This is a genomic window from Muricoprocola aceti, assembly GCF_025567005.1.
GTDB lineage: Bacteria > Bacillota > Clostridia > Lachnospirales > Lachnospiraceae > Marvinbryantia > Marvinbryantia aceti.
Genome location: NZ_JAOQKE010000006.1, coordinates 54,146 through 66,299 on the forward strand (window position 1 = coordinate 54,146; position 12,154 = coordinate 66,299).

11 protein-coding genes are annotated in these 12,154 nt (G+C 37.8%); 1 reads left to right on the forward strand and 10 read right to left on the reverse strand.

Annotated features, from left to right (window positions below; genetic code table 11):
* The 7 genes from OCV47_RS07315 to OCV47_RS07345 form a co-directional block, all read right to left on the reverse strand.
* Nucleotides 1–951 carry a transketolase family protein gene (locus OCV47_RS07315; protein WP_117448176.1) on the reverse strand — a complete coding sequence of 317 codons (951 nt, stop codon included), beginning with the start codon at nucleotides 949–951 and terminating at the stop codon, nucleotides 1–3.
* Between the two features lie 9 nt (nucleotides 952–960).
* Nucleotides 961–1,845, reverse strand: coding sequence for a transketolase (locus OCV47_RS07320; protein ID WP_262654529.1), 885 nt, complete (start codon nucleotides 1,843–1,845; stop codon nucleotides 961–963).
* Entirely contained in the window at nucleotides 1,805–2,941 is a 1,137-nt protein-coding gene (locus OCV47_RS07325; RefSeq protein WP_262654530.1) for a glycerol dehydrogenase, read from the reverse strand. Before OCV47_RS07325 ends, OCV47_RS07320 begins: the two co-directional genes overlap by 41 nt.
* Before the next feature lie 12 nt (nucleotides 2,942–2,953).
* A complete protein-coding gene (locus tag OCV47_RS07330; RefSeq protein ID WP_262654531.1) occupies nucleotides 2,954–3,976 on the reverse strand; it encodes a zinc-dependent alcohol dehydrogenase family protein in 1,023 nt (340 codons plus the stop codon).
* Nucleotides 3,977–4,007: 31 nt separating this feature from the next.
* A complete protein-coding gene (locus OCV47_RS07335; RefSeq protein ID WP_117448173.1) occupies nucleotides 4,008–4,946 on the reverse strand; it encodes an ABC transporter permease in 939 nt (312 codons plus the stop codon).
* Between the two features lie 4 nt (nucleotides 4,947–4,950).
* Nucleotides 4,951–6,447: a sugar ABC transporter ATP-binding protein gene (locus tag OCV47_RS07340; protein WP_262654532.1), complete on the reverse strand. Its 1,497-nt coding sequence runs from the start codon at nucleotides 6,445–6,447 to the stop codon at nucleotides 4,951–4,953.
* 127 nt (nucleotides 6,448–6,574) lie between these two features.
* Complete coding sequence (locus tag OCV47_RS07345; protein WP_262654533.1) at nucleotides 6,575–7,636, reverse strand: substrate-binding domain-containing protein; 1,062 nt, start codon at nucleotides 7,634–7,636, stop codon at nucleotides 6,575–6,577.
* A 689-nt stretch (nucleotides 7,637–8,325) separates the two neighbouring features.
* Between OCV47_RS07345 and OCV47_RS07350 the strand changes: the two genes are divergently transcribed.
* Nucleotides 8,326–9,123 (forward strand): DeoR/GlpR family DNA-binding transcription regulator, encoded by a 798-nt coding sequence (locus OCV47_RS07350; protein WP_262654534.1) that lies wholly within the window; start codon nucleotides 8,326–8,328, stop codon nucleotides 9,121–9,123.
* A gap of 99 nt (nucleotides 9,124–9,222) precedes the next feature.
* Here OCV47_RS07350 and OCV47_RS07355 read toward each other — a convergent pair whose 3' ends face one another.
* The 3 genes from OCV47_RS07355 to OCV47_RS07365 all read right to left on the reverse strand — a co-directional run bounded on the left by OCV47_RS07355 (nucleotide 9,223) and on the right by OCV47_RS07365 (nucleotide 12,154).
* A complete protein-coding gene (locus OCV47_RS07355) occupies nucleotides 9,223–9,948 on the reverse strand; it encodes a nitroreductase family protein (RefSeq protein ID WP_262654535.1) in 726 nt (241 codons plus the stop codon).
* A gap of 13 nt (nucleotides 9,949–9,961) precedes the next feature.
* Nucleotides 9,962–11,107 (reverse strand): aldo/keto reductase, encoded by a 1,146-nt coding sequence (locus OCV47_RS07360; protein ID WP_262654536.1) that lies wholly within the window; start codon nucleotides 11,105–11,107, stop codon nucleotides 9,962–9,964.
* A 156-nt stretch (nucleotides 11,108–11,263) separates the two neighbouring features.
* A complete protein-coding gene (locus OCV47_RS07365; RefSeq protein ID WP_262654537.1) occupies nucleotides 11,264–12,154 on the reverse strand; it encodes a PfkB family carbohydrate kinase in 891 nt (296 codons plus the stop codon).

A 12,154-nucleotide genomic window follows, 5' to 3' on the forward strand; every position in this document is an offset into this window, starting at 1 on the left:
TCACATTTTCCTGTCACTATTTTTCTTTTCGTTGATAACCTGTTTTACTCTCTCCACTATATCTTTTGCAGTAAGTCCAAATTTCTCAGCAAGATATTTTCTGCTTCCAACTTCGCCGAAACAATCTGGAACGCCTATTCTTCTAAATGGCACCCTTGCTTCTTCTGCAAGCACTTCTGCAACTGCAGAACCAAGCCCGCCCTGCTTATTATGATTCTCAGCAGTTACAATAGCACCTGTTTCTCTTGCACATTTTAAAACTAGTTCTTTGTCCAATGGTTTTATCGTAAACATATCAACTACTCTAACAGATATATTTTCTTTTTCCAATTCTTCTGCTGCTTCTAAAGCTGCTTTTACTTCTATGCCCGATGCAATAATCGTTGCTTCCGTTCCTTCTTTTAAAGTATTTCCTTTTCCAATTTTTATCTCTTCCGTTCCGGTATAATATGTTTCTTTGTCCTTTCTAGGAAATCGAATATACATAGTTCCATAATTGTTCTTCATCTGATGCAATACCTGTTCCAATAAATAAGGTTCTGCAACATCCAATATCGTCATTTCCGGATAGGAACGATAAATTCCAATATCCTCAAATGGCATATGGGTTCCACCATTTGCTTCTGCTGAAATTCCCGGATCTGATCCTACGATTTTGATATTTGCTTTATTGTAGCATCCAGCCATAAATGTCTGATCCGCACATCTTCTTGATGCAAATGTACCAAAACTATGGACAAAGGGAATTTTTCCCTTTAATGACATGCCTGCTCCAACTCCTACCATATTAGCTTCCATTATTCCCAAATCAAATGCTTGGTTGGGAAACTGTTCCAATAACTGCACCGTGCCTATTGCTCCAGCCAGATCTGCTTCAAGATAAACAACTTCTGAATCATCTGTCATCATTTTGTTCATAGTATTGGCAAATACTTTTCTCAACTCAGTCATGTTCTTCACCTATCTTTCTTCAAGTTCTTTATAAAACATTGGCAAATCTTCTTTTTTCACTGTAGTCGAATGACAATTTTCCATTCTTTCATATGTTGTAACTCCCGCCCCTTTTACTGTATGAAGAATGACTACCGGAGGTTTGCCTTTCTCCTGTACAGCTTCTTGCAAAGCCATATATACTTTTTCTGTATCATTTCCATTCGCTACTGAAATAACATGGTAACCAAAAGCTTCAAACTTTTTTTCTATATTTCCAAGACTACATACTTTATCCGTTGTCCCATCCAATTGTTTTCCATTTACATCTACAATTGTAACAAGATTTACCAAATTTTGATGTGCTGTAAATAACATAGATTCCCATACTTGTCCTTCATCAAGTTCCCCATCTCCTAATATAAGAAATGTATGAGCAGAATTTCCATTTATTTTATCCGCAAATGCTACTCCTGATGCCAAGGACGCCCCCTGCCCCAGAGACCCGGTCGTTACATCTACCCCTGGTGTTTTATTTCTATCTGTATGACTCGGTAATATCGTATTATTCTGATTTAGTGTATCAAGTACTTCTTCCTTAAAAAATCCTTTTGCAGCTAAGACTGCATACATTGCAGGCCCACAATGTCCTTTCGACATTACTATATAATCTCTATCTTCTTTTTTAGGATCAGAAGGATCAATATTCATAATATTTTGGTATAGCACAGCCAACGTATCTGCTATTGAAAGTGATCCCCCAACATGTCCACTTCCTTTAGATGCTATCGCTCTAAGAATATTTTTTCTAATCTGAACTGCCAACTGATCTGTTTCTTTTTTGTTAAATTTCATATGGTGCCCCCCAAAAGAATCAATTCTTTTTACCGTATTCGCTCTTTTTATTTCTCCCATAAGTATCTGCCACAGTAATTGCTGCACAAATACTTTCTTTGTTCACATCAAATGGCATATTTTCCCAGCAACTATGCATCGAAGCTTCTGCAATCTTACATATATTCTCTTCTGTATTTTCTACATAAAGATCTTCCAGGCAAACCGGTAATCCAACTCTTAAACAAAAATCAATTACCTCCTCTAGTTGTTCCTCTGGTGCATTTTCTGCCACTAGCTGCACAATACATCCAAAGACGACCTTTTCCCCATGCATTGTTCTATTTCCCTCTGTAAGTGAAGTAATCCCATCATTTATAGAATGCGCTCCCGCTGTAGCGTTATTCTCAAATCCCAGACCACTTAATAAAATATTAGTCTCTATAATATTTTCCAATGCCTCTGTCACTACATGCTTTTCACATGCTTCTTTCGCCATTACTCCATTTTTCATCAGTGATTTGTAACATGCTCTGGCAATTGCGCGTCCTGCCAGAGTCTGTCTATATCCACCCATTTTGTGATAAACAAGATTAGGAACATTTGCCTTTTGTGTTGCCTCAGCCTCAATCAATGTTGCCAGCGCATCGCCCATTCCTGATACCAGAAATCTTACTGGTGCATCTGCAATGATTTTACTATCTACAATCAATAAGCTTGGACTATGATTATAAAAAATCTCTCCTTCATGTCCACCATCTTCACGGTATATAACCGATAAAGAACTCGACGGTGCGTCAGTCGCCGCAATTGTAGGAATAATAATAAATGGTTTTCCAAGACCAACTCCAACTGCTTTTGCAACATCTATCGTTTTTCCCCCACCTATTCCAATTACCATGTCTGGAAGAAATGCTGCTTCACATTCCACATGCTTTTGAATTTTTTGTCTGGTAACTTCTCCTTTAAATTTTAATATTCGTAAATTGTACTTTTCGCTCTTATATATCTCATTTAGTTTTCTTTCATATTTATCATAAAGGAAATCATCTATAAAAAATATAATCTTTGTACCAAATAAATCTGTATAATTTTTGATATTATTAAACTCTCCAGGCCCCTGTATGTATCTTTCTGGTGAACACCACCCTCTTGTAAACTTTCCACTTTCCTGCATATTTTTATCCTCCTAATCACATTTAATCAGAACTTTTCCATCTTTTGCATATAATCGTTCTTCAAATACTCTTTGAATATCACCTAAAGGAATGATATCTGAAATAATTTTGTCTGCTTTTATTGCACCTGTTCCAAGAAGCCTTCCTGCTCTTTCAAAAGTATCCGGATTAACAAAAGATCCTTTTATAGTCAATTCTTTCTGAAATACCTCAAATGGTTTTAAATTCATTGCATCATCTGGTCCGGTTAAACCAAAAAGCATAACTATTGCACCTTTTCCTGCATAGCGTACTGCATATTCTGCCGTTGATATACGCCCTGCGCAATCTATTACCTTGTCAATATTCACAATTTTATGTTCCTTTAATATCTCCTCGGTATTATCATGAAGCGGATCAATCCCAAAACTTGCCCCTAATTCAAGAGCTTTTTTTCTTCTTGTTTCATTTGGTTCTACTGCAATAATTTTATCCGCTCCGGCATTTCTGGCCAACTGTACCATTATGAGACCTATGTTACCAGTTCCCACCACCATGACAGTGTCTCCCATTTTCACATCGGTCAGATCAAACCCATGCAAACAACATGAAATTGGTTCTGTCATTGCCGCCTCTTCATAACTAACATTTTCCGCAATAGGATATACGCTCTCTTCCGGTACAGTGATATATTCTGCAAATGCACCATCTACCGCAGTCCCAAGTCCCTTCATATCTGTGCACAGATGTTTCTTTCCATTTGCACAGAAGTAACATTTTCCGCAATATGTATTTGGATCTACTGATACACGATCTCCTGGTTTTATTCCTGATACTTTACTTCCCACCTTTTCTACATCCCCTGATAATTCATGTCCTAAAATCACAGGAGGATTCACCTTTGCAGACCCTTTTTCTCCATTAAATATATGTACATCCGTCCCACAAACACCACAATATCGTATTTTAATCAGCACCTCATACTCTTCAGGTTCTTTAACACTAATCTCATCGATAACAATTTTTCCTCTTTCATAGAATCTTGCCGCTTTCATATCTCTACCATTTCCTTTCATCTTCTTATTTTTATTCTTTATCTGTTAATACCTGTAATAATACAGCTGCGATAATAATAAAACCTTTAATAATTCTCTGTGGATATGCTGGTACTGCCAAAAGATTCATAATATTACCAATCAATGCCAACGTCAAAGCTCCTACAACCGCTTTGGTTACTGAACCTTTTCCACCAGCGAGACTTGCGCCTCCAATTACACAAGCTGCTATTGCATCTAATTCCTGGCCTTCCCCGATAGTTGAATTACCCACGTTTGATCTGGCTGCTACAAAAATTCCTGCTAAGGTTGATAAACATGCACTTAACATATATACAGACATTAAATATCTTTTTACACGAATTCCAGATAATTTTACAGCTTCACTATTACTTCCAATTGCTATAACAAGTCTTCCATATGCTGTATATTTCTCAATAACTACAAAAATAATTACAACAATAAGCATAATCCAGATAATTGGATACCCTAATGATTTCGATGTCAACGTATTCAATGTTTCTGACGGTAAATTAACCGGAGTTGCATTAGTAATTGTATAAGCAACTCCTCTTGCTATCGTCATAACTGCCAATGAAGCAACAAATCCCTGAAAATTCAAGTATGCTACTAAAATACCTGTAAAGGTTCCCATAAGTAGTCCAAATATCAAAGCAACCATAATTGCAGCTCCCCATGGAATCTGAAATTTAGTGCATAAAATTGCAGTCAAAGAAGAACCTACCGCCATCACGGACCCTACAGATAGATCAATTCCTCCTGTTAAAATAACCATCAGCATACCTACTGCCACTAATATAGATGCTGACTGCTGTAATACAATATTTCTTAAATTTAAAACTGAAAAAAACTTATCAGAAATGACACAGCAAATAAAAAACAGTGCCAAAAATATTACATAAGTATTATTATCTAAGATAAATTTACCAATTTTGTTTTTATTGTTCATAATTCTATCCTTCCTTCATTGCCATTTTTATAATGGCCGCTTCATTTAATTCTTCTTTTCCAAGTTCACCTGTCACTCTTCCCTGAGCCATAATCATTGTCCGATCGCATATTCCAATAATCTCTGTCATTTCTGATGAAACAATTATAACTGCAACACCCTGTTCTGCCAGTTTATTAATAATCTCATATATTTCCACTTTTGCTCCGACATCCACTCCTCTGGTCGGTTCATCAAAAATAATACATTGGCAGTCCGCTGATATCCATTTTGCAAAACTTATTTTTTGCTGATTTCCACCACTTAAACTATTGACATTATCCTCAATTGATCCATATTTTGTTGAAATTTTCGCCAAAAGATCTGTTACATATTTTTTTTCTTTTTTATGATTCAGAAAACCTCTCTTTGTATTTTTTTTCATCGACGCAATTGTCGTATTAACTCGTATGCTCTGATTTACTAACAATCCCAATGTTTTTCGATTCTCAGATAAGTATCCTATGCCTGCATCTACAGCTTCTTTGGGTTCTCTAAAATGTACCTCTTTTCCCATAAAAAATATATTTCCGCTTTCCATTTTATCAGCGCCCATGATTGCACGCATGGTTTCTGTTCTCCCTGAACCTACTAGCCCTGAAAATCCCAATACTTCCCCTGCTCTTACCATGAAACTAACATTTTTCACTTTGTTTCCAGCGTTAAGATTTTTTACTTCCAGTACACAATCTCCAATCTCTGCTTTTCTTTGCGGAAACATTTGTGTCAATTCCCGACCAATCATCATCTGAATCAGCTGGGTATTTGTAACCTCTTTTACCACTCCACTATTTACATATTGTCCATCTTTTAGCACTGTGAAAGTATCACACAATTCAAATATTTCATTCATGTGATGTGAAACAAAAATGATACTTACATTTTTCTCTTTTAACAAACGAATCAGTTTGAAAAATCGTTGTATTTCTGCGACTGTCAACACAGCTGTTGGTTCATCCAGCACCAAGATTTGAGCGTTTCGATTTAAACATTTACATATCTCGACAATCTGCTGATGTGCTACACTCAGCTTTCCTACTTTATCTTCAGGATTAATATTATCAAAGCCTAATTCTTTTAATATATGTTCAGCGTCACTGCGCATTTTTTTCCAATTAATAAATCTTCCATTTTCTGCCAGTCTATCAATAAATATATTTTCCGCCACGCTCAGATCTGGTGCCAGCATAAATTCCTGATATATAACTGCTACCCCAAGTTTTTTTGCAGCCAACGGCGTTGTTATATCGACTGGATCTCCATTAATAAAAATTTCTCCTTCGTCTTTTATATATGCCCCTGATAATATTTTAATCAATGTTGATTTTCCTGCCCCATTTTCCCCAATCAATGCATGGATTTCTCCTGGTTTCACTTTTATGCTTACGTTATTTAATGCACAGGTTCCACCAAATCTCTTACTTATTCCTTGCATCTCCAAACGATATGATCTTTTCTCCATCTAACCACCCCTTTGATTCACTAAAACACTAAAAATTATGGCAAGTTTTGACATCACCCATATTTTATGACACCAAAACTTGCCTTCTTTATCACAATCTCATTACAGATTGCTTATTCCTTTATACTTAGAAGCCATATTCGTAATGTTCTTCTACATTTTCTTTCGTAACTGCTGCTGCCGGTGTCATCGTAATATCCTCATAGCTTTCCGGATCTGTTCCATCAACGAGAATATCCTGTGCAATTTCCATTCCCAACTCAGCAATTTTAGCCGGGCTGTTTTCTCCAATTGCCATAATTTTTCCTTCTTTAATAGCATCGTATCCATCTTTGCTTCCATCTGCTGCGCTAATTAATTTTACAGTTCCTTCTTCTCCATATGTAATACCAGCATTATCTAATGCTGTCAAAGCACCAATCAGCATAGGATCGTTCTCAGCTAATACAAGATTAACATCTGGATTTGCCGTTATCAAATCTTCAGCAGCAACCAGCCCCTCATCAATTGTCCAGTTACCCCAACCCTGTCCTGTAATTGTAAATTTTGCATCTTCATTTTCTGCCTTACCTGAACTTACAATAGAGTTTTCCATCTCTTCTGCCGCTGCCCAGGCCTCTTCTTCAGTACATCCTGTACGCTGCATAATAATACCTGCCATCAGACCATCTCTTCTTTGTTTTCCAGCAATAGAACCAGTATTTCCACTTAACAGAATAGCGCTTATTTCATAATCAGGATCTAATGTTTCTGCATAATATTTTCCGACAACCAGACCATTCTGTTCATTGTCTGAATAAACAGTCGTAACCTGCATACTCATATCATCTACACCTGAGTCAAGATTAATTACCGGGATACCTGCATCATATGCTGCCCTCTGACTGGCTGTAGCCGCGCTTGGATCTACGCAATCAAGAAAGATCAAATCAACACCTGACGCTACTAAAGTTTCCATATTTTCCAATTCCTTTGTTGTATCATTATTAGCATCAAGTACCGTACATTCCCATCCCAGTTCATCGCAAGTAGATTTTACAATATCTCCGATAGATGCATAATAAGAACCATTTGCTGTTCTAAGAGCAAAACCAATCGACTTTGCATCTTCCGCCTGAACAGATACTCCGCCAAGCATTCCTGCAACTAATAACCCTGTTCCCATAATTAACATAACCTTCTTGTTCATTTTTTGTTCCTCCTTTTCCTATTCCCCAATTACACGAAAGATGGTTGATTGTTTTTGATTGTTTGTTGTTTTTTCTTTCGTTAAATGTATATTAACATATGTTTTTTGTTTTTTCAACACATTTTTATTCTTTTTTGAGTATTTTTAATCACATTTTCGATCATTTTCAATCATTTATATTGACATTTTAAAGATTATTACATATAATCATCTTATAAACACAATATCAGAAGATTTTTATGACACATTCTGAATTTTATCTAACATAGATCACACTCTTCTGGCACAAATTTCTACATGGGAACAAATTCACTCACTTATCGATGCTGTTCTCATTTATCATAACTGCATCGATATACATTCCGTCTTGTTATGTAAGACACGCTAAAGATTATCTGGGTGATCGTCTGGAAATCTGTATTGTATTGGGTAATTGGTTTTCTGAACAGAAATAATCTTAGTGCAACTAAAATTTTTGAAACAAAAGATGTTATTGAAGATGATTCAGATGAAATTGACATGGTACTCAACATTGGCACTTTATAAGCCCTAAGCTATAACTATGTACTGAAATAAAAGCACTCAAACAAGTTTCACGCTTCAGCACTAGCGGACTTGTTAAAATCGAAAAGTCTTCTCAATATTCAATATAATTAATGAATAAAACATAGAAATGAGGATAACCGTATATGTTAGCAATAGAACGAGAACAAAAAATATTAGATTATCTTACTGAACATCATGTAGCTTCAACACAGTATTTATGTGATCTCACTAATTCTTCCCTGGCAACAGTAAGAAGAGATTTGAAATCTTTAGCGGACCGAAAACTGCTTATAAGGACACACGGCGGTGCGCAGGGAATAGAGCTTTCTGATGTGACAAATGAATCTTACAATCAAAGTACCATATTTTCCTGTTACGCTAAGGATCCACAGTATATGTATAAAAACTCAATTGCACAAAAGGCTGTTGAATTTATACAATCTAATGATACTATATTTATTGGTGCAGGTGTTACCTGCAATCTTCTCTGTCAACATTTAAGTAATAGCAATCTTGAAAACGTTATGGTAGTTACCACTAATGTCACTGCTGTTTCTGAACTTGTCAGATCGCCTCATATTACAACTTTCCTGCTCGGCGGAACGGTGCATTTAGGTACGAATCACATAGAAACACTAGACGATTACACCATACAAAGTCTAAATAAACTATTTTTTGATAAAGCTTTTTTTACTGTCGATGGAATTGATTTAAATAATGGTTATTCCATTATCAATCATGCACAACTTCCTCTTTATAATTATTTACTTTCTAATACAAAAGAAATATATTTATTAGCAAATCAGGGAAAATATGATAAACGTACTTTTACTCACCTTTGCTCTCTTGACACAATTTCAAATGTTATTACAAATTCTGATTGTAACTCTAATTATATGAAGTATTATCAAGAACATCACGTAACTGTCTACACTGCTTAATGTGTTACAGAATTGCTAATTTATCGGTAATCCATATATTTTTCACAATCATTTATGCATCAAGATCACCACTTTAATTGGTGATCTTGATGCATATTTTTACTCAAACTGTTTCAGATATTCTCTTACTGATCTTGTCATTTCTTTTGAAAACTCGGAATTGTATTTTCTGTTACAAAATGCCTGGCACCACTCTCCAAAAGAATGATTCTGATATTTATGTGCGAACATCTGGCGCACTTCTTCACCTTTCATACTGTGATATGCATTTTCATGAACAATGTAGTTCATTTCGCAGCGTTCCGGTTTCTTCCTTTCTTTCTGCTGTGGCGTCGGCCAGCCAAATACCAGCATGGCAGCTGGAAATACATATTTCGGTAACTTAAGAATTTTCCTTTGTTCTTCGCAGTTCTCCATAATATCTCCAATATAGCAGGAGCCAAGTCCCAGACTTTCTGCCGCTACCACTGCATTCTGCGCCGCAATCACCGCATCCGTCACCGCCAGCATCAGATCTCCTGCTCCCGGCAATCTTGGCTCGCAGTCTGCTTCCAGATAAGTATCATACCATTTCTTGCAATCTGCACAAAATACCAGTACCATCGGTGCCTTTGCGATAAATGGCTGATGATCGCAAGTCTCTGCCAGTGCATCTTTCAGATTCTGATCCGTAATATCTAAAATTGTATACAATTGCTGACATCCTGCTGACGGAGCCTGCATGGCTGCATCTAAAATCTCATTTTTAAGTTCATCAGACACAGGTCTATCCTCATAGACTCTCACAGATTTTCTATGATATAAACTTTCCATAATTGAATTCATATTATCTCCCCTATCAGCATCCAAATAATTTTGCCGTCTTCTCCATTCGTTCTGCAATCGGCACACCAAATGGACAGCGTGTTTCACAGGACTGGCATACGATACATTCAGATGCTTTATGTTCCAGTGCTTCATAATGTGCCTGAATCGTTGCCGGCACTTCCGGCTGCATGGTTGCCAGATCATAGAATTTATTAATCATGGCTATATCCAGATTTTCCACACACGGCTTGCAGTGTCCACAGTAGGTACACTCACCTCTGCAGGAATGAAGCGGTGCACTGGTCAGTACAGATGCATAATCTTTCTCTGCTTCTGATGCTCTCTCATAGGCCACTGCCGCATCTACCTGCTCTTTCGTGTCATATCCGCACATAATGGAACAGACTGCAGGGGTAGTCAATGCATAATGAATACATTGTACCGGAGTCAGGCTAACTCCAAATGGGGATCTCTTTTCATCAAATAATCTTCCTCCGGCAAATCCCTTCATCACGGTAATTCCCACCTGATTTTCTTCACAGGTGCGGTATAGTAACGCACGATCCGCATCGATTCCCTTCAGTCCGCTGTCAAACTCATCTGCAAACATGATATCAATATTTTCACTGGCCGGAAGCATATCAAATGCCGGATTGATACTGAATAGAATCATCTCTACGTAGCCGGATTCTGCCGCCTTTTTTGCCACCTTGGGATTATGAGAGCTCATGCCGATGTGATGAATGATTCCTTTTTCTTTTAACTCCATCACATAGTCCAGATACTCAGAATGCTGAATCTGTTCCCACTCTTCCTCAGAATCCACATAATGAATCATGCCAAGATCTATGTAATCTGTCTGCATTCTTTTTAACAGATCTTCGAATGCCGGACGTACATACTCCATCTCTCTTGTCCGGTAATACTGTCCATCCTTCCATGTAGAACCAATGTGCCCCTGAATAAACCACTGACTGCGGTTATCTTTGATCCCTTTTCCAATAATATCTCTGGATTTCGGATCCGGCATCCAACAGTCCAGAATGTTGATTCCTTTTGATGATGCATAGTGAATCAGTTCTACTCCTTCCTCTTCTGGATGACGTTCCAGCCATTCACCACCGAAGCCAATTTCACTTACCTCCAGTCCTGTTTTTCCTAATGTACGATACTTCATTAACCGTCCCTCCTATACCCATATTGTCTATTATAACATCCATTGAAAATCGCCTACGGCGATGGGATTTTGCCTTGCCTGTCTCGGGATTTTGGCATTTTCATGCCAAAACGCCTCGCGGGACAATTGGTTCTGAATAGTTACATCACTTCTTTTTTACTCGTTCTGAATTCCGACCATTTCTTTTACCTGGTCTGCTTCCACATCGTATCCAACGCCGATGCTTCCTTCCACCTGGATCACGGATGCTGCATGCTCCACGGCCTGTTTTAATGCATAGGAGATGCGTTCTTCTTCTGTCCATTCATCGTACTGCAGATAGTTCACCAGAAAGGCGCCGATAAAAGAATCTCCTGCTCCCAGAGCATCTTTTACTTCTTCCACCTTACAGGCTTCCTGTTCATAGTACCGTTTTCCGTCATAGGCGAAGACAGACAGAGGTCCTCTGGTTCCTATGGCAATTCCCGCTCCCTGTTCTACCGCAACCTTCAGATTATGTCGGATTTCTTCTTCTGTCAGATGACTGCAGGAAAAGAATGCATAGCGAAGGAATGGTGCAATCTCTCTGATATCTTCTTCGGTATAGATTTCATGGAAATCATAGCACACATTAATTCCATGCTCTTTCATTTTTCGAATCTTTTCCACTGCCACCGAAGCACATCTTCCCACGCTGACTGCCTGATAACTTTGAATATAATCTAATTCCTCTTTGGTAAATTCAATCGGATAACGTTCTGTCACCCCGTCCTGATTCCAGTCCAGAAAGACGCGATCCCCATCTTCCTTCAGTTCCACCAGACTGTATCCGCTGGATCCTTCTTCATGGCGGCACATGGTAAGACAGATATTCCTTTCTTTCAACGTCTGCTCCAGAAGCTCACCTGCCGGATTCTTTGCAAAAACACCAAGGAATCCTGCTTCAGCACCCAGGCTTGCAGCATTACACGCTACATTATATTCATTTCCGCCCGGATACATCCGCCCCTGATTGACATAAATATCCAGTGTAGCCACACCGATTCCTAAAATACTTACTTTTTTCAT

Excerpts from the sequence above, each read along its gene's own strand:
- OCV47_RS07315 (WP_117448176.1), bottom strand. The coding sequence starts at position 951 with ATGACTGAGTTGAGAAAAGTATTTGCCAATACTATGAACAAAATGATG.
- OCV47_RS07320 (WP_262654529.1), bottom strand. The coding sequence starts at position 1,845 with ATGGGAGAAATAAAAAGAGCGAATACGGTAAAAAGAATTGATTCTTTT.
- OCV47_RS07325 (WP_262654530.1), bottom strand. The coding sequence starts at position 2,941 with ATGCAGGAAAGTGGAAAGTTTACAAGAGGGTGGTGTTCACCAGAAAGA.
- OCV47_RS07330 (WP_262654531.1), bottom strand. The coding sequence starts at position 3,976 with ATGAAAGCGGCAAGATTCTATGAAAGAGGAAAAATTGTTATCGATGAG.
- OCV47_RS07335 (WP_117448173.1), bottom strand. The coding sequence starts at position 4,946 with ATGAACAATAAAAACAAAATTGGTAAATTTATCTTAGATAATAATACT.
- OCV47_RS07340 (WP_262654532.1), bottom strand. The coding sequence starts at position 6,447 with ATGGAGAAAAGATCATATCGTTTGGAGATGCAAGGAATAAGTAAGAGA.
- OCV47_RS07345 (WP_262654533.1), bottom strand. The coding sequence starts at position 7,636 with ATGAACAAGAAGGTTATGTTAATTATGGGAACAGGGTTATTAGTTGCA.
- OCV47_RS07350 (WP_262654534.1), top strand. The coding sequence starts at position 8,326 with ATGTTAGCAATAGAACGAGAACAAAAAATATTAGATTATCTTACTGAA.
- OCV47_RS07355 (WP_262654535.1), bottom strand. The coding sequence starts at position 9,948 with ATGAATTCAATTATGGAAAGTTTATATCATAGAAAATCTGTGAGAGTC.
- OCV47_RS07360 (WP_262654536.1), bottom strand. The coding sequence starts at position 11,107 with ATGAAGTATCGTACATTAGGAAAAACAGGACTGGAGGTAAGTGAAATT.
- OCV47_RS07365 (WP_262654537.1), bottom strand. The coding sequence starts at position 12,154 with ATGAAAAAAGTAAGTATTTTAGGAATCGGTGTGGCTACACTGGATATT.